The 17752-nt window shown below is 73.6% G+C and carries 14 protein-coding genes; 8 read left to right on the top strand and 6 right to left on the bottom strand.

Annotated elements, in window-relative coordinates; translation table 11 throughout:
* Window positions 1–37 precede the first annotated feature (37 nt).
* From ACGFIM_RS26035 to ACGFIM_RS26025, 3 genes are read left to right on the top strand one after another with little or no spacing between them, the layout of a single operon-like run.
* Entirely contained in the window at window positions 38–277 is a 240-nt protein-coding gene (locus tag ACGFIM_RS26035; RefSeq protein ID WP_364066901.1) for an acyl carrier protein, read from the top strand.
* A gap of 53 nt (window positions 278–330) precedes the next feature.
* Window positions 331–1563, top strand: coding sequence for a beta-ketoacyl-ACP synthase II (gene fabF, locus ACGFIM_RS26030; RefSeq protein WP_393204610.1), 1233 nt, complete (start codon window positions 331–333; stop codon window positions 1561–1563).
* Entirely contained in the window at window positions 1564–2988 is a 1425-nt protein-coding gene (locus ACGFIM_RS26025; RefSeq protein ID WP_393204606.1) for an acyl-CoA carboxylase subunit beta, read from the top strand.
* Window positions 2989–3218: 230 nt separating this feature from the next.
* Here the strand turns inward: ACGFIM_RS26025 and ACGFIM_RS26020 are convergent, their stop codons facing one another.
* A complete protein-coding gene (locus ACGFIM_RS26020; RefSeq protein WP_364066907.1) occupies window positions 3219–3713 on the bottom strand; it encodes a DUF3145 domain-containing protein in 495 nt (164 codons plus the stop codon).
* Window positions 3714–3887: 174 nt separating this feature from the next.
* Between ACGFIM_RS26020 and ACGFIM_RS26015 the strand changes: the two genes are divergently transcribed.
* The 4 genes from ACGFIM_RS26015 (at window position 3888) to ACGFIM_RS26000 (ending at window position 8460) form a co-directional block, all read left to right on the top strand.
* A complete protein-coding gene (locus tag ACGFIM_RS26015) occupies window positions 3888–4916 on the top strand; it encodes a S8 family serine peptidase (RefSeq protein WP_393204602.1) in 1029 nt (342 codons plus the stop codon).
* Window positions 4917–4988: 72 nt separating this feature from the next.
* Window positions 4989–5525 carry an RNA polymerase sigma factor gene (locus tag ACGFIM_RS26010; RefSeq protein ID WP_393204599.1) on the top strand — a complete coding sequence of 179 codons (537 nt, stop codon included), beginning with the start codon at window positions 4989–4991 and terminating at the stop codon, window positions 5523–5525.
* The gene (locus ACGFIM_RS26005) at window positions 5522–5968 is read left to right on the top strand and encodes a hypothetical protein (protein ID WP_393204596.1); all 447 of its coding nucleotides are present in this window, start codon (window positions 5522–5524) and stop codon (window positions 5966–5968) included. Before ACGFIM_RS26010 ends, ACGFIM_RS26005 begins: the two co-directional genes overlap by 4 nt.
* A gap of 35 nt (window positions 5969–6003) precedes the next feature.
* Window positions 6004–8460, top strand: coding sequence for a CHAT domain-containing protein (locus tag ACGFIM_RS26000; protein ID WP_393204593.1), 2457 nt, complete (start codon window positions 6004–6006; stop codon window positions 8458–8460).
* A 46-nt stretch (window positions 8461–8506) separates the two neighbouring features.
* Here the strand turns inward: ACGFIM_RS26000 and ACGFIM_RS25995 are convergent, their stop codons facing one another.
* The 4 genes from ACGFIM_RS25995 to ACGFIM_RS25980 all read right to left on the bottom strand — a co-directional run bounded on the left by ACGFIM_RS25995 (window position 8507) and on the right by ACGFIM_RS25980 (window position 14443).
* On the bottom strand, window positions 8507–9337 hold the full coding sequence (locus ACGFIM_RS25995) for a sulfurtransferase (RefSeq protein WP_393204591.1): 831 nt from the start codon (window positions 9335–9337) through the stop codon (window positions 8507–8509).
* Entirely contained in the window at window positions 9334–10449 is a 1116-nt protein-coding gene (locus ACGFIM_RS25990; protein ID WP_393204588.1) for an alkaline phosphatase family protein, read from the bottom strand. Before ACGFIM_RS25990 ends, ACGFIM_RS25995 begins: the two co-directional genes overlap by 4 nt.
* A gap of 633 nt (window positions 10450–11082) precedes the next feature.
* Window positions 11083–11673, bottom strand: coding sequence for a DUF5998 family protein (locus ACGFIM_RS25985; protein WP_364066920.1), 591 nt, complete (start codon window positions 11671–11673; stop codon window positions 11083–11085).
* Window positions 11674–11794: 121 nt separating this feature from the next.
* Complete coding sequence (locus ACGFIM_RS25980; RefSeq protein ID WP_393204585.1) at window positions 11795–14443, bottom strand: GNAT family N-acetyltransferase; 2649 nt, start codon at window positions 14441–14443, stop codon at window positions 11795–11797.
* Between the two features lie 181 nt (window positions 14444–14624).
* Between ACGFIM_RS25980 and ACGFIM_RS25975 the strand changes: the two genes are divergently transcribed.
* Window positions 14625–15518, top strand: a complete 894-nt coding sequence (locus ACGFIM_RS25975; RefSeq protein WP_393204582.1) for a carbohydrate kinase family protein — start codon at window positions 14625–14627, stop codon at window positions 15516–15518.
* 13 nt (window positions 15519–15531) lie between these two features.
* Here the strand turns inward: ACGFIM_RS25975 and ACGFIM_RS25970 are convergent, their stop codons facing one another.
* On the bottom strand, window positions 15532–17646 hold the full coding sequence (locus ACGFIM_RS25970) for a RecQ family ATP-dependent DNA helicase (protein ID WP_393204579.1): 2115 nt from the start codon (window positions 17644–17646) through the stop codon (window positions 15532–15534).
* Between the last annotated feature and the right edge of the window lie 106 nt (window positions 17647–17752).

Below are 17752 nucleotides of genomic sequence, written 5' to 3'. Positions count from 1 at the left end.
CGTACAGAACCCAGGAAATCAAAGGAGAACTAGCGACATGGCTGCCACCGAGCAGGAGATCCTCGAAGGCCTCGGCAAGATCATCAACGAGATCACCGGCATTCCGGCCTCGGAGGTGACCCCCGAGAAGAGCTTCGTGGACGACCTCGACATCGACTCCCTGTCCATGGTCGAGATCGCCGTGGCCGCCCAGGACGAGTTCGGCGTCGAGATTCCCGACGACCAGCTCAAGAACCTGAAGACGGTCAAGGACGTCCTCAACTTCATCCAGGGCTGACCTCGGATTGTTTCATCGATCAACCGATCACTGACCAGCAAGGAGCGCGAAACGTGAGTGCGAACCGGGTACGTGTCGTCGTCACCGGGCTTGGCGCGACGACGCCCGTCGGTGGAGACGTCACCTCGACCTGGTCGGCGCTCCTCGCCGGTCGGTCGGGCGTCAAGACCCTGGAGACCGACTGGGTCGACACCGTCCCCGTGAAGTTCGCGGGGACGGCCGCGGTCGATCCCACCGAGGTGCTGCCGCGGCCCGAGGCCCGGCGGCTCGACCGCAGCGAGCAGTTCGCCCTGGTCGCCGCCCGCGAGGCCTGGCAGGACGCCGGCGCCCCCGAGGTGGCGCCCGAGCGGCTGGGCGTCGTGGTCTCCAGCGGCATCGGCGGCATCAACACCACGCTGTCGGCCTACGACACCTACCGCGAGCGCGGATGGAACCGGCTGTCGCCGTTCACCGTGCCGATGCTCATGCCCAACGGCCCGGCCGCCTGGGTCGGGCTCGACCTGGGCGCCCAGGCGGGCGTGCACGCCACGGTGTCGGCCTGCGCGTCCGGCGCCGAGGCCATCGGCTACGCGCTCGACATGATCAGGGCCGGCCGCGCCGACGTGGTCGTGGCGGGCGGCACCGAGGCCGCCATCCACGGGCTCAACATCGCCGCCTTCGCCGCCGCGCGGGCCATGTCCACCCGCAACGACGACCCCGAGGGCGCCTCCCGCCCGTGGGACCGCGCTCGCGACGGCTTCGTGCTGGGCGAGGGCGCGGGCGTCGTCGTGCTGGAGTCGGAGGAGTTCGCCAAGGCGCGCGGCGCGCGCATCTACGCCTACTGCGCGGGCGTCGGCTACTCCGCCGACGCGCACCACATCACCCAGCCGGAGCCTGAGGGCCGCGGCCAGATCATGGCGATGACGATGGCGCTCACGGACGCCGACATCTCCGGCATCGACGTCAAGCACGTCAACGCCCACGCCACTTCGACCCCGGCAGGCGACGTCGGCGAGGTGCAGGCCATCGCCAAGGCCATCGGCAGCCACCCGCTCGTCACCTCCACCAAGTCCATGACGGGACACCTGCTCGGCGGAGCCGGCGGCATCGAGTCGGTCTTCACCATCAAGGCGCTGCACGAGCGGATCGTCCCGCGCACGATCAACATCGACGACCTCGACGACGGCATCGAGGTCGACCTCGTCCACGAGGCGAACCGCGAGCTGCCTGCCGGCGATATCGCCGCGGTCAACAACTCGTTCGGGTTCGGCGGTCACAACGTGGCCGTCGTCTTTAAGGGGGCTTAAATGACCGTGCTCGACAACCGGGTGGTGAGCGAGGGCTCCGATCAGGAGCCCGCTGATCCCCGCGATCCCGTCGTCCGCCTGACCGCGCTGCTCGACGAGGGCTCGCTGCGGCTGATCACGCCCCAGGACAACAGCGGCGCGCTGGCCGCCACGGGCCGCGTCGAGGGCGTCCCCGTCGTCGCGTTCTGCAGCGACGCCCGCGTCCAGGGCGGCGCCATGGGAGGCGAGGGCTGCGAGCACATCGTGCACGCCTACGACGTCGCCGTCCGCGAGCGGGTGCCGATCATCGGCATCTGGCACTCCGGCGGTGCCCGCCTCACCGAGGGCGTCGAGTCGCTCCACGCGGTCGGCCGGGTCTTCACCGCCATGACCAAGGCGTCCGGCATCGTGCCGCAGATCTCCGTGGTGGTCGGCCCCGCCGCAGGCGGCGCCGCCTACGGTCCCGCGCTCACCGACCTCGTCATCCTGGCCGACACCGGCCGCATCTTCGTCACCGGCCCCGACGTCGTCCGCAGCGTCACCGGCGAGAGCGTCGACGCCGCCGCGCTCGGCGGGCCGGAGCCGCACGCCAAGCGCAGCGGCGTGGCCCACATCGTCACCAAGACCGAGACCGACGCCTTCGTCAAGGCGCGCAAGCTCGCCACGCTCCTCGGCCACCAGGGCCGCATCCGCCTCGGAGAGATCGGCGAGGTCGACTTCTCGTCCCTGCTGCCCGAGTCCGCGCGCCGCGCCTACGACGTCAAGCCGCTGGTCAACGGCCTGCTCGACGAGCCCGGCCTGGAGCTGCACCCCAAGTGGGCGCCCAACATCGTCACCTCGCTCGGCCGCATGGGCGGGCGCACGGTCGGCGTGATCGCCAACAACCCGATGCGGCTCGGCGGCTGCCTCGACGCGACCTCCGCCGAGAAGGCCGCCCGCTTCGTCCGCATGTGCGATGCGTTCGGTGTGCCGCTGGTCGTGCTGGTGGACGTGCCCGGCTACCTGCCCGGCGTCGGCCAGGAGCACGACGGCGTGGTCCGGCGCGGCGCCAAGCTGCTGCACGCCTTCGCCGAGGCGTCGGTGCCGCGGGTCACGCTGATCACCAGGAAGGCGTACGGCGGCGCGTACATCGCGATGAACTCCCGCGCGCTCGGCGCCACCAAGGTCTTCGCCTGGCCGACCACCGAGGTGGCGGTCATGGGCGAGGTGGCCGCGGTGCGCGTGCTCAAGCGCCGCGAGCTCGCCGCCGTCCCCGAGGAGGAGCGGGCCGAGCTGGAGCAGCGCCTGGCCGAGGAGCACAAGCAGCTCGCCGGCGGTCTGGTCAGGGCCCAGGAGCTGGGCGTCATCGACGAGGTGATCAAGCCCGCGGAGACGCGCGGCGCGATCGCCAAGGTGCTCGCCCAGGCCACGCCGGCCAGGGGTGCCCACGGCAACATCCCGCTGTGAGGGCTCCCAAGCCGCTCTGAAGCGAAACGAACGAGGCCCCGCACCGGAAGGACGGTGCGGGGCCTCGTTCGTCTTTCACAGGCGCTCTCTACGAGCAGCAGGCGCTCTTCAGACTGATCAGGGTTCTCCTACGTGTCACAGGCGTTTGACCGGCGTTCGTCACGCGCCAGGCGGCGGGGCGGGGCGCGCGGGGAGCCTCCCTCGCACCCCGGCCGCCTCGCCCCCCGCGATCACACGGCCGCGTGCAGCCACCTGACGGGCGCGCCGTCCCCGGCGTACCGGAACGGCTCCAGCTCCTCATCCCACGGCCGGCCCAGCAGCTTGTCCAGCTCGTCTTCGAGCACGCACCGCCCCTGCGCGGCCATCATCATCGCGGTGCGCAGCCGGTCTTCAGGGATCATGATGTCGCCGTTCGCGCCGATCACGGCCGTGAACGGGCCGAGCGACGGCGTGTAGGCATGGCGGGAGCCGTCGACCCCGGGTGAGGCATCCTCGGTGATCTCGAACCTGAGGCGCTGCCAACCCATGAGGGAGGAGGCGATGGCCGCCGCGATGCCAGGCCGTCCCTCCCACTCCGCCTGGGCCCGCACGACATTGGGCGCGGCGGGCTGCGGAGTCCACGTCAGGTCTACGGGCACGCCAAGGACACCCGCGACTGCCCATTCGATGTGAGGGCACAGCGCGGGCTGAGCCGAGTGGACGTAAAGAACGCCACGAGCAGACACCGGACCTCCCGTTCGGTACGAGGTGCGCCTTCCCCAACGGCCTCGTCCCGGGATGATCACAAGTGACTAGGGAGAGACTACCGTCGGTCGCTATTCGGCACCAGAGGGGGGCCATACCAACTTGGTGCGGAAGTGGCGGGTGACAGGTCGCCTCCCAAGGAAAGATACCGGCTCATGGACATCCAATCAGTCGGGGAGGCGTTCGTCCGCCCACGTCAGGTGCTGACCGACCGCAGTGCGCTGTCCGCCGCGAGCCGATGGACCCAGGCGGTCTCCGAGGCCGACGGCGTCTGCGTCGTCCACCTGGCCGACGGCGTCGATCCGTGCGAGCTCACCGCCGAGCTGCGCGACCAAGGCCTGCGCGCCTCCCCCAACCACGTCTTCCGCGGCCAGCCGCTGTTCTTCGGCGGCCCGGCCTCACGGCCCTTCCCCACGCCCCCGATCGGCTACCGGCCGCATCACCGGCCGCGCACCGACGTCGTCGTGGGGTTGCTCGACACCGGCGTGGCCAAGCACCCGTGGTGGGCGGGCAGCGGCTGGTACGCCAGGCTCGGCCCTCAGGATGCCGACGCCATGGAGGGCCAGCAGGCGGGCCACGGCACGTTCATCGCCGGATTGCTGACCCGGCGCGCCCCGGGCGTGTCGCTGCGCGTGCACCGGGTGCTCGACGGCGACGGCGTGACCGACGAGGCGACCGTCGTCCGCGCGCTGCACCGCATGCGGGAACGCCCGCCCCACGTGCTCAACCTGTCGTTCGGCGGCTACACCTTCGACGACCGGCCACCGCCCCTGCTGTCGGACGCCATCGCCGCGCTGGGGGCCACGCCGGTGGGCACGGTGACCGTGGCCTGCGCCGGCAACACCGCGTCCGACCGGCCGTTCTGGCCCGCGGCCCTGCCCTTCGTGGTCGGCGTGGCCGCCGTGGACGCCTCCCAGCTGTGCCGGGCCCCCTACTCCGGCTACGGCACGTGGGTGGACGCCTGCGCCCGGGGCGACTGGCTGACCAGCAGCTACCTGCACACCGGCGACTTCGAGGGATACGCGGCGTGGAGCGGCACGTCGTTCGCCACGGCGCTGGTGGCCGGAGCCATCGCCGACGCCGCCAAGACCGAGCCCGCACGGCAGTGGATCGATGGCCTGCTGAACTCCGAGGCGACCCCGCAAATTCAGGATCTGGGGGTCCTCTTCCCGGCGAGTCTGTAGAGTTTACGCTCAGTCCCCGGACCATCACGGGGAGGCATGATCGCCTCCCCGAGCCGGGCGGAAGGAGGCCGTATGCGGGATCTGCGTGATCCAGCGGAGCTGCTCGCGGCCGCGGCCAAGGGCGACCGGGCCGCATGGGACGAGCTCGAAGCGAGGTACGGGCCGCGCATGTGGGCGGTGGCCCGCGCCTGCGGCCTGAGCCCGGTCGACGCCGCAGACGCGGTCCAGGGCGCCTGGCTCCGCCTGCTGCAGCATCTGCACGACATCAGGGAACCGGCGAGCGTGGGCGGCTGGCTCGTGACCACCGTTCGTCGCGAGGCCCTTGCCATGCAGCGCAAGGAGCCGCCTCTCGTCTCCGTGACCGAGCCGGTCGACGAGCCCGACCCGGCCGCCGCCGTGCTCGAGGCCGACGGGCGGCGCCGGCTCTGGAAGACGGTCTCCACACTCCAAGAACCCTGCCGCTCGATCCTGGAACTTGTCGCGTACGAGGTCGGCAACCAGCAGGTGGCGTCACGGCTCGGGCTGCCCGACGGCAGCGTCGGGCCGACCAAGGCTCGCTGCCTGGAGAAACTGCGCACTCTGCTCTCACTACAGGAGACAGCGCAATGATCAACGACGAGTACTTCCTGGCGGCCCTCCGGCTGGCCGCCGGGAACGACCCGATCCCGGGTCACGTGTCCGCCGCCGCACGTGACGCCTACCGGCTCCGGGTCCCGATGGCCGTGACCGCCGCCCACACCGAGTCCGCCGCGATCCGCAGCGTGCGCGACAGCGACAGCTCCCATCTGGTGCGGTTCATCGCCGCCGGCCTCACGTTCGACCTGGAGGTGACCGAGGGCGACGGGCTCATCGACGTCGCCGGTCACATCTCCCCCTACCCCGGCGACGGCGCGCTCGTCGACGTACGGTCCCCGCACCTGACCCTGACCCGGCGCATCGCCCCCACCGGCCACTTCGTCGCCACGGGCCTGCCGCCCGGGTGGCTGAGCGTGGTGTGCCACCGGCCGGGGCACGCGCCCGTACAGACCACGTGGGTGCGCATCCGCCCCTGACCCTTCATCCGCTCGTCCAGGCGGCGGAGGACGCGATGACGCGTTCCCTGGACGAGCCGGACCACGCGCTGCGGGCCGCCGGCGCCATCAGGGAGGCCGCCCAGCGCGAGGGGTGTCCCGAGGCCGAGGCCGTGGCGCTGCGGTCGATGGCGCTGGCCGCGCGCGAGCTGGGCGACCTGGAGAGCGCCGAACGCCACCTGCTGGAGGCCATCGCCCTGCCGGACGCTCCGCCCGAGCGGGTCGCGCAGGCGCGGCTGTCGCTGGTGACCGTACGCACCGAGCGCGGCCGGCCGCTCCAGGCGCTGCGCGTGGCCGCCCTGGCCCGGGCGTACCTGTCGCCGATCGACCGCGCCAAGCTCGACACGCAGCGCGCGGTCGCGCTCGCCCGGCTGGGCCGTCACCAGGAGGCCATCGCGTCCTGCGACCGCGCGATACGGGCGCTCGCGGACGCGCCGGGCACGATGGACGACCGCAGGTTCCTCGCCGGCGGGCTGCTCAACCGGGGGCTCATCCACTCGTACCGGGGCGACTGGGACGCGGCGCTGCGCGACCTCACCGAATGCCTGCGCATCGCCAAGGAGGCCGGGCTGCGGCACCTCGCCCGGCTGTCCGCCGCCAACCTGCCCTTTCTCTCCGTACGCCGCGGCGACCTCGCCGCCGCCTTCACGCACTACCACGAGGCCGAGGACGCCCTCTTCGGCTTCCCTGAACGGCTGGCCACGATGCGGGCCGACTTCGCCGACGCCCTCCTGGCGGTGAACCAGCCGGGCGAGGCCAGGGCGATGCTGGACCTCGCCGTACCCGACCTGGAGGCGTCGGGGGCGCTGGTGGCGCTGGCCGAGGCGCGGCTGAAGCTCGCCCAGGTGGAGCTGCTCACCGGAGACCCGCACCGGGCCCTGCAGGTGGCCGAGCAGGCCGCCGCCGAGTTCGCGGCGCAGCAGCGCACGACGTGGCTGCCGCTGGCCAGGGAGGTGGTGCTGCGCTCCCGGCTGGCGCTCGGGCCGGCCACCCGCGAGCTGCTCAGGGAGCTGGTCGAGTGCGCCGGAGAGCTGGAGGAGTGCGACGCGCACGTCGCCGTCGCGGCGGCGCTGCGGCTGGTCGCGGCCGAGACGGCGCTCGCCCTGAACGACCGGCGCACGGCCCTCGACCAGCTCACCCACCTCACCGAGGCGGCCGGACGGGCGCCGGGCTGCGAGACGGTGCGGGCCGCGTTGATCCCGGGAACGGTGCGCCGGCACGCGCTCGCGCTCAAGTCGGCGCTCCTGGACGACCCCGCCGGGGCCTTCGCCGCCGTACGCGACGGGCTGGCCGAGGTGAGCGGGCGCGTGGAGGGGTTCGACGACCCGTCGCTGCGCGCGCACGCGGCCAGGTCGGGTGAGCGGCTGGCGGCGTTCGGGCTGGAGCTGGCCGTACGGGAGGGCAGCGCGGGCACCGTGTTCGAGTGGGCGGAACGCTGGCGGGCCGTCGCCTCCCCCGCCTGCGCGAGCGCGCTCCCCGACCCCGACCGGGTGCGGGCGGAGCTGGGGCAGGGCGCTCTGGTCGAGTACGTGGCCGACCGCGGCACGCTGCTCGCCGTCGTGATCACCGAGCGGCACCTGCTGCTGCGGCGGATCGGCGACCTGCAGGAGGTCGGCGAGGCGATCCTGCGCCTGCGGTACGCCCTGCGCCGCCCGACCCGGCGCCACGACACCGAGGCGGCCGCCGTCGCGCTCGAAGAGCTCGCCCTGCGGCCTCTCCTGGCCGACCTCGGTGATCGGCCGCTCGTCATCGTGCCGGTCGCGGCCCTGCACAAGCTTCCCTGGGGCGCGCTGCCCGCCCTGCGCGAACGCCCGGTGAGCGTGGCCGCCGGCACCGCCGCCTGGCTGCGGACCCGCGCCGGCGCCCACGCGCACGCGGCCGCCCGTCGCGGCGGCGCCCACGCGCAGGCCGACGCGGCCGCCCGCCCGGCCGGGAGTCCGCCCGTGGTGGTGGCCGCGGCGGGGCCGGAGCTGGAGCACGCCCGCGCCGAGGTGGCCCACGTCGTGGGCTGCCACCCCGGCGGCCGGCTCACCGAGGGGCGGGTGGGGCCGGTGCGGGAGGCGCTGTCCACGGCCGACGTCGTCCACCTGGCGGCGCACGGGACGTTCCACGCCCGCACCCCGCTGGGATCGGGCATCACGCTGGAGGACGGCGCGCTCATGGCGTACGACCTGCTTGAACTGCCCCGGACGCCGGGACTGGTGGTGCTGTCGGCGTGCAACTCCGGGATGTCGCGGACGCCCATGGAGGGCGCGCCGCTCGGCCTGCCCGGGACGTTCCTGGCGAAAGGCTCGTCGTGCGTGATCGCCGGCATGGTGCCGATTGGCGACGAGGAGGCACGGGCGGTGATGAGCGCCTTCCACGAGCTCCTCGCGGCCGGGCAGGCGCCCGACGCGGCGCTGGCGTGCGCGGCGGCCAAGACCGGCGAGGCCGGCTTCGTCTGCTTCGGCGCCGGCGACTTCCCGCTCTACTGAGCCCAGCCCTCCGAGGCCAGACGCCCCGAGCGGAGCCAGGCGCCGCTCAGCCGGTGCCGGTGGCGACGGGGCGGTTCGGATCGCTGACCCAGTCGGACCAGGAGCCGACGTACAGCGCCGCCGGCAGGCCCGCGATCTCCATCGCCAGCACCTCGTGCGCGGCCGTCACGCCGGAGCCGCAGTACGCGCCCGCCCGCGTCCCCTCGCCGACGCCCAGCCCGGCGAACCTCGACCGCAGCTCATCGGGCGTCAGGAAGCGCCCGTCGGGGCCGACGTTGTCGGTGGTCGGGGCGCTGACCGCACCGGGGACGTGCCCGGCCACGGGATCGACGGGCTCCACCTCGCCGCGGTAGCGCTCGGCGGCGCGGGCGTCCAGCAGCACGCCGCGCCCGGCCAGCTCGCCCGCCTCGTCGGCCGACAGCATCGGCATGCCGCCGGGCCGTGCGGTGAAGTCGCCCTCGACCGGCGCGGGCACCTCCTTGGTGACCGGGTGACCGGCCGCGATCCAGGCGGGCAGGCCGCCGTCGAGCACGCGGACGTTCTGATGGCCGAAGTAGCGCAGCGTCCACCAGGCGCGGGCGGCGACCGTGGCGGCCGCGTCGTCGTACACGACCACCGGACGGCCGTCGAAGACGCCGAGCCGCCGCATCGCGCTCTGGAACGCCTCCGCACCGGGCAGCGGATGCCGCCCGCCGGTGCCGGGCGGGCCGGCCAGGTCGGTGTCGAGGTCGCAGTAGACGGCGCCCGGGATGTGACCCTCGCGGTAGGACTCGATGCCGGGCGGCCCGCCGAGCCGCCAGCGCACATCGAGCACGGTGACCTCGCCACGGCCGGCGAGCTCCGCGAGCGCGGCGGGTGTGATGAGCGGGCTTGTCACGGGCGTACCTCCAAGAGCGGGACGTGCTGTTCTGCGACCGTCAGCGAGCCGTGGTAACCGACGAACCGCGCCTCGACCGGGTGCCTGCCGGGAGCGGTGATGGCCAGGTCGGTGCGGGGGACGGCCACGACGTCGCCGATGCGGGCGAGCCACGATGCGCGTACGCGGGGGCCGAACCAGCCCGACTCGACCGCCTCCTCACGCGACACCACCCATGCCTTGTCGCCCAGCGTCTCCCGCCAGGCGTCGAGCACCTGACCAGCGGCCCCGGGAAGGGTGTAGACGTGGCGTGCCCTGGCCTCGCCGCCCAGCATCGCCACCCCCTCCGCCAGCTCGGGGACGCTCTCCGCGTCGATCTTCTCGGTGGCGTTGACCATGCCGTGGTCGGCGGTGACGTAGAGGGCGGAGCCGGGCGGCAGGCCCTCGGCCAGGCGGCTCGCCATGGCGTCCACGATCTCCAGCTGCCGCAGCCACTCGTCGCTGCCCCAGCCGTGCATGTGGCCGGCGGCGTCGAGGTCGCCGTAGTAGACGGTGACGTGGGAACGCCGGCGCTCACGCAGCACCTCGTGGACCCGCGCCACCCGGTCCTCGACCGAGTCCGCCGCCACGTGGCGCACGCCGCGGAAGGTGGCCCGGCTCAGGCCGGTGCCCTCCAGCTCGGCGGGGGCGACGTAGACCGGCTCGATGCCCGCGGCGGCGGCGCGCTGGTAGACGGTGGCGGCCGGCTGCCACGCCTCGGGGTCGATCGGCTCGTCGCCCGGGAAGGTCCAGCGCAGGCAGTTGAGCATGGCTCCGGTGCCGGGCACGGCCAGCAGCATGCCCACCATGCCGTGCTCGCCGGGCGTCAGGCCGGTGCCCAGGGTGCACAGGCTGGTGGCGGTGGTGGCGGGGAACCCGGCGCTGAGCGTCCTGGACGTACGGTGCGCCGCCAGGAACGGAGCCCGCTCGGGGTGCGCGTCGAGCAGCTCCGCCCCGAGACCGTCGACCAGGAACAGGCACACCCGGTCGGCGGCATCGAGGCCGAGCGGGTTGGGCTCCGGCAGCCCGAGCGCGGCCAGCAGGGAGCCCGGCAGGTCGGCCAGCGACGCGCCGCCGTATCCGGGCACCAGCATGCCCCTCAGTCTAGCCCCGCCCCGATCACCCACCCGGCGCTCCGCGGCACCCCTCAGCAGCGCAGGCTCCGCCGCACGACCAGCCAGCCCCGCGCTCATCGGGACGACACTCCACGAGACCGGCCCACGCACCGGACCGGCACCCTCAGCGAGCCAGGGGCGCTCACCGGGCTGGCGTAGCTCACCGGGCTGGCGTCGCTCAGCGGGGGGCGCGGGCAGCACGGCGCCTTAACGGCATGACGGGCGTACACGCGACCGCGCACGGACGGCACGGCACACGGGGTGGCGCGACGCGAGCACGGGCGCGGCGCGGGCAACACCCCCGGACACGCGGCGCGGGCACCACCCCGCATCTCCCGCACGAGCACCAGCGCCGGCCATGGCTCCGCTCGTGAACGCGTGCACGAACAAGCACCGGCGCGGGCACCCCACACGAGTCCGGGCGCGCGACAGCGCGCGGGCGGCACCACGCGCAGGCAACACCGCAGGCGGCACCACGCGGGGGTGGCACCGCGCGGGGGTGGTGGTACGACACGCGGCGGAGCGGGCGCGGGTGATGGGCGCGCGGCCGGAGACACTCAGGCGCGCGGCCGGAGGCGCTCAGGCGGGTGGGGAGGATGCGCGCGGGCGGAGTCAGGCGGTGGCGCGGGCGGTGGCTTCGGAGAGGGCCTTGGCGAAGGCGAGGACGTGGGAGACCGCCTCGGGACCGTCGGCGGCCTCGCTGACCCGCAGCGACAGGTCGTCGGCGGTGATGGCGCCGGTGTAGCCGTGGTCGGCCTCGCAGTTTTCGTCGCCGCAGGTGGCGGGCTCGAGATCGACGTGGGAGATGGCGCCCCAGCCGATGGTGAGCGTCACCTCCGTAGGAGGGACGCCGGGCACGTAGGAGGCGGGGTCGGGCACGACACGGGTGACGGCGACCGACTGGACGCGGCTCAGCCGCACCGCCTCGGTGGTGGTGGAGGCGTGGGACGCCGAGACCCCCTCCACCGCGGGGTGCTCGTCGGTGTGGCAGACGAGCAGCCGGGTCGCGGTCAGCACCAGCACGGTGACGTGGCGGCGCACCTCCATCGCGGGATCGAAGGTCGCCTCGTGGTGGACCACGAACGCGGTCACGGCCTCCTTGCCCAGCGCGGATTCGACCGCATCGGTGACGAGGTCGGGGTAGTAGCCGCTGCGCTCGATCGCGTCGCGCAGGCCCGCGGCTGAGACTCGGGTTTCCCTCATGGCTCCATCCTGCCAGGGACCGGCAGTGCACTCACCCGCCGGATGTAACGCTCTCTAACGTCTTTTGCCGGGTCATCAGCGGGCACTCGGCCCCTCCCCTTCGCTCAGGGCTGACGTGAGATCACGACAGCCGGCGCGGCCCGCCGTCGAGCCGCGGGCCCGCCGGGGTGCGCAAGGTCGCGCGGGCGCTGAGGATCACCACCGCCGACTCCCCCACGAGCACCTGGTCGAGGTCGAGCCTGGCCACCTCGGGCAGGTCGTGGGAGAGCCGCCCGACGCGTACGAGCAGGTCCTCCAGGGCGTCCACCGCGACGGGCGGGTAGCCGTACTGGCCGAACAGCAGCGGCGCGGCGCGTACGGACCGGATCAGGTCGGAGGCGTCCTCGCGGGTGAGCGGCGCGAGGCGGAAGCTCTGGTCGGCGAGGAGCCGCGCGGTCACCTCGCCCAGCCCGAACGACACCACCGGCCCGAACGCCGGATCCTCGATCACCCCGACCACGGTCGGCACCGCGGGCTGCGGCGCCATCCGCTGCACGGCCAGCTCCGCGTGCTCGCGCACCAGCTCGGCGTAGGCGTGGCGGACCATGTCGGGGCCGGTCAGCCCGAGGCGTACGGTGCCGGCCCGCCGCGAGGCCGCGGGGTCGGCCGCCTTGACGACGACCGGCCAGCCGAGCCGTTCGGCCGCGGCCACCGCCTCATCGGGCGAGCGGACGACCTCGGCGGGCCAGACCTCGAGCCCGTAGCAGGACAGCAGCTCGGCCGCGTCGATCTCGACGGGCGGCCCCGGCTGGGCGAACCCGCCGGGCGGGGTCTCGGGCGCGGTGCCCGCCAGCGTCTCGCGGACCAGCGTCCGCGCCCGCTCGGTGTCGATGCCGGTCAGCTCGGGCGGCGGGGCCACCGGCTGGGCGCGGCGGCGAGCGTAGCGGACGACGTGGGCGAGTGCGCGTACGGCCTCCTCGGGGGCGGCGTACGACGGGATGGACCCGCGCGCGGGCCCTTCGTCGCCGGGGACGCGCAGCGCCGGGTGCATGCCGAGATGCCCCTCGAACGTGGCGAGCACCGGCTTGCCGGAGTCTCGGGAGACGCGCAGCAGCTCGGCGGCCACCTCATCGGTCCTGCCCGGGATCGGCGGCATGTAGATGACGACGGCGGCGTCCACCTCGTCCGAGGCCAGCTCGCCGGCGAGCGCGGCGCCGTACTCGCCGGGCCCCGCGGCGGGCCCGAGGTTGACGGGCTTGCGGGGTTCGAGGCCGGCGGCCTGGCAGGCGTCGGCGGCGAGCAGGCCGAGCGCGTCGGAGTTGGTGACGAGCGCGACCCGCGGGCCGGCGGGCAGCGGCTGGTACGCCAGCAGCTGCCCCACGTCGAAGAGCTGGATGAGGTCGTCCACCCTGATCAGCCCCGCCTGCTCGAACAGCGAGCTGATCGCCGAGTCGGGCAGGCCCAGCTCGGCGGCCGAGTGGCCGGACGGCGTGCCGCCGCTCTTGACCACCACGACGGGCTTGCGCCGGGAGATGCGCCTGGCCAGCCGGGTGAACTTGCGCGGGTTACCGAGCGACTCCAGGTAGAGCAGGATGACCTCGGTGGAGTCGTCCTCCTCCCAGTACTGCAGCAGGTCGTTGCCCGAGACGTCGGCGCGGTTGCCCGCCGAGACGAACGTCGAGATGCCCATGCCGCGCTGGGCGACCCGCTGGAGCAGCGCGGTGCCGAGCGCGCCCGACTGGCTGAAGAAGCCGACGTTGCCCCGGCCTGGGACGGTGGCGGCGAGCGTGGCGTTGAGCTTGACGGCGGGGTCGGTGTTGGCGATGCCGAGGCAGTTGGGGCCGACGACGCGCAGGCCGTAGGAGCGGGCGATGCGGGCCAGCTCGTCCTGCCTGGCCCTGCCCTCGGGCCCGGTCTCGCCGAACCCGGACGAGACCACGACCAGGCCGTGCACGCCCTTTTCCGCGCATTCCTTGACGATGTCGATGACGCCCTCGGCGGGCACGGCGACCACGGCGAGATCGACCTTGTCGTCGATGGCGGTCACGCTCGGGTACGCGCGCACGCCCGCCACCGCGCGCACCTCTCGGTGGACGGGGTAGACGGGGCCGGAGAAGTCGGCGGCCAGCAGGTTGCGCAGCACGGTCTGGCCGACGCCGCCGGGCTCGCGCGAGGCGCCGATGACCGCGACGGAGCCGGGGGTGAGCAGCCGGGCGATCGAGCGCGACTCGGCGCGGTGCTCACGGGCGGCGGTGACCTCGGCGGAGGTCTCGGTGGGGGTGAGGTCGAGCGTCATGCGTACGACGCCGTCCTCGAACTGGCTCTGCGCCGTGTAGCCGGCCTGGCGCAGCAGCCCCATCATGCGCGTGTTGGCGGGCAGCACGTCGGCGATGAAACGCTCGATGCCGCGCTCGCGCGCGGTGGCCGCCAGGTGTTCGAGCAGCACGGACGCCACTCCCCTGCCCTGGTGGGCGTCCTCGACGAGGAAGGCCACCTCGGCCTCGGCGGGTCCCGTGCGGTCGTAGCGGATGACGGCCACCATCTCGGTGCCGATGGTGGCGATCAGCGCGACCCTGTTGACGTAGTCGACGTTGGTGAAGCGCTCGACCTCGCGGTCGGAGAGCCGGGGGCGCGGGCCGAAGAAGCGGAAGTAGATCGACTCGTCGGACAGGCGGGAGTAGAAGGAACGGAGGCGGTCGGCGTCGGCGGGCTTGATGGGCCGCACGTGCGCGGTGCCTCCGTCGGCAAGGACGACATCGGCCTCCCAGTGGGCCGGATATTGTGCCTCCACAGACACGAGCGTAAACCCGGATCCCACATGTCAAGACGCTGGGGCCCCATTGGGCAACGCTTGTGCATCGACTCCTGCCCGGTCATGGGGTACGCCCCACGAGCAGCCCGGAAGCTGTTAGTTTTGCGGTGGCGTTTTGCCGTGGCCAGGCTCGATCTGTAGGCAGCAAGGTGGTGACATCATGACGCGGGTCGTCGTGGTGGGCGATCTCATGACCGACGCGGTCGCGCGCGCCCGTTATGCGCTCGCCCGGGCGAGCGACACCCCGGCGATCGTGACGATGCACGGCGGAGGCTCGGGGGCGAACATCTCGTCCTGGCTGGCCGTCGAGGGCGCGGAGGTGGCCTTCATCGGCCGCAGAGGCGCCGACATCACGGGTCGTAACCGCGACATGGAACTCATGGGCTACGGCGTCGACGCCCGGCTCGTCATGGACCCCGAGCGTCCCACCGGCACGTGCGTGGTGCTGGTCACCCACAAGGGCGAGCGCACGATGCTGTCCGACCCCGGCGCCAACGCCGCCCTGTCGCCCGAGGACCTGCCGCGCGACCTGTTCACCCAGGGCTCCCACCTGCATCTGTCGGGCTACACGCTGATCAACGAGGGTTCGCGCGAGGCCGGGCTCGCGGCGCTCGACATGGCGCGCCACGCCGGGATGTCGATCTCGGTCGACTGCGCCTCGGCGGCTCCTTTGGAGCGTACGGGCGCCGAGCCGTTCCTCGAGTGGACCAACGGCGCGAAGCTGCTGTTCGCCAACGTCGACCAGGCCAAGGTGCTGACCGGCCGCGACGAGGCCGAGGCGGCGGCCAAGGTGCTCACGGCGTGGTTCCCGCAGGTCGTGATCAAGATGGGCGTCGACGGCGCGCTGTGGTTCAGCAACGGCCGCCCCGACCCCGTGCGGGTGGCCGCCGAGCCGGTCGAGAAGGTCGTCGACGGCACGGGGGCCGGTGACGCGTTCTGTGCCGGGTTCCTGCCGCCGTGGCTGGAGGGCAAGCCCCCGGCCGAGGCGCTGGCCTCGGGCTGCAGGCTGGCGTCCAAGGCGATCCTGCACCTGGGCGCCCGCCCGCCGTTCTGAAAGGCCCCTGCGCTCAGCTGGTCACGGCGAGCGCGAGCGGCAGCACCGCGGGCGCGCCCGCGTGGCGCACCTGAGCCGCGGCCAGCGTCATGGTCCAGCCGGTGTCGACGCGGTCGTCCACCAGCAGCACGGGCCCGCCGCACCGCCCGATCGCGGCGCTGAGATCCTTCGGCATGGCGAGGGTGGCCCTGATCGCCTGCACCCGCTGCGCGCTGTTGTACTGCCGCCCTGGCGAGCCCGCGCGGTAGCCCAGCTCTCCCAGATAGGCCAGCCGCCCCACCTGCGCGAGGCGCTCGGCCAGCCCGCGTACGAGCTTCGGCCGGCTCGCCGACGGCACGTTGACCACCGCGACGGGCCGCTCCTTCCACTCCCACGCCGACAGCACCTTGACCACGGCGGCGAACACGTCGTCGGGCACGGGGGCGTCGTCGCCGGCGAGCAGCTCGCGCAGCCGGTTGCCCCAGCCGATGTCGGTGAGCCGCCCGAGCGCCCTGCCGGGCTCGGCGCCCAGCTCGGGCTTGATGCGCCCGGACAGGTCGGGCATGCCGGTGGGCCACTGCCTGCGGGCCTCGATCTCGACGCCCGGCCTGGTGAGGCGCTCGCGCGCGGTCTCGACGGCCTGCGCGGCGATCTCGGTGGAGCGGTGCCTGCCGGTGCAGTTGTCGCAGCGGCCGCAGGGCGTGGCGGTGTCGTCGTCGAGGTGGCGGCGCAGGAACTGCTCGCGGCACTCGGTGGTGGTGAGGTAGGCCAGCATGGCCTCCTGCTCGGCGCGGCGCTCGGCGGCGATGCGGGTGTAGCGCTCGGTGTCGTACTCCCACGGCGCGCCGGTGGCCTCCCAGCCGCCCTTGACGCGGCGTACGGCGCCTTCGACGTCGAGCACCTTGAGCATCATCTCCAGCCTGCCCCGGCTGAGATCGACCGCGGACTCCAGGGCCTGGGTGGACATGACGCCGCGCTCCTCGAGCGTCTTCAGCGTGGCGCGGACGACGGGCTCGGGCGGGAAGGCCAGCGAGGCGAAGTACGCCCAGATCTCGCGGTCTTCGGCGCCGGGCAGCAGGATGACCTCGGCCCGCTCGACCCCGCGCCCGGCCCTGCCGACCTGCTGGTAGTAGGCGACCGGCGACTGCGGCGCGCCGACGTGGACGACGAAGCCGAGGTCGGGCTTGTCGAAGCCCATGCCGAGCGCGCTCGTGGCGACCAGCGCCTTGATCTTGTTGCCGAGCAGCGCCTCCTCGGCGGCCAGCCGCTCGGACGGCTCGGTCTGGCCGGAGTAGGCGGCCACCTCGAAGCCCTGGTCGCGCAGGTAGCCGGCGATCTCGTGGGCGGCGGCGACGGTGAGGGTGTAGACGATGCCGGAGCCGGGCAGCTCGCGCAGCGTCTGAGCGAGCCAGGCCAGCCGCTGCTCGGCGGTGGGCAGCCGGACGACGCTCAGGTGGAGGCTGTCGCGCTCCAGCGGGCCGCGCAGGACGAGCGTGTCGTCGTCCTCGCCGCGCAGCTCGGGGGGCAGGCGCAGCTGCTCGGCGACGTCGCGGGTGACGCGGGCGTTGGCCGTGGCGGTGGTGGCGAGCACCGGGATGCCGGGCGGGAGCTGCGCGAACAGCGTGGACAGCCGGCGGTAGTCGGGGCGGAAGTCGTGGCCCCAGTCGGAGATGCAGTGGGCCTCGTCCACGACGACGAGCCCGGCGCTCTCGGCCAGCTCGGGCAGGACGTTGTCGCGGAAGTCGGGGTTGTTGAGCCGCTCGGGGCTGACCAGCAGCACGTCGACCATGCCGTCGGCGACCTGGCCGTAGATCTCCTCCCACGCCTCGGGGTTGGCGGAGTTGATCGTCACGGCCTTGATGCCGGCGCGCTCGGCGGCGGCGATCTGGTTGCGCATGAGCGCGAGCAGCGGCGAGACGATCACGGTGGGGCCCTCGCCCAGCTCGCGCAGCAGCGCGGTGGCCACGAAGTAGACGGCCGACTTGCCCCAGCCGGTGCGCTGCACGACGAGCACCCTGCGGCGGTCGAGCACCAGGGCCTTGATGGCGGCCCACTGGTCGTCGCGGAGCCTGGCGTGCTCGCCGGCCAGGGCCTGCAGCCGCTCTTCGGCCTCTTCCCGCAGCATCGCGGCGTCGGGGGCATCAATCATGCCTCCCTTGTTACCAGCTCCGGGCGACGGAATTCGCCGATCCCGTCACCCGGACGCGGCGCGCTCGGGGAAGGGGTCGCCCGTGACGCGGTGCATGCGGCGGCGT

Source organism: Nonomuraea sp. NPDC049309 (genome assembly GCF_043196965.1).
Classification (GTDB): domain Bacteria; phylum Actinomycetota; class Actinomycetes; order Streptosporangiales; family Streptosporangiaceae; genus Nonomuraea; species Nonomuraea fastidiosa.
The sequence above is the reverse complement of the archived record's forward strand: the minus strand, read 5'-3'. Positions and strand labels throughout refer to the sequence as shown.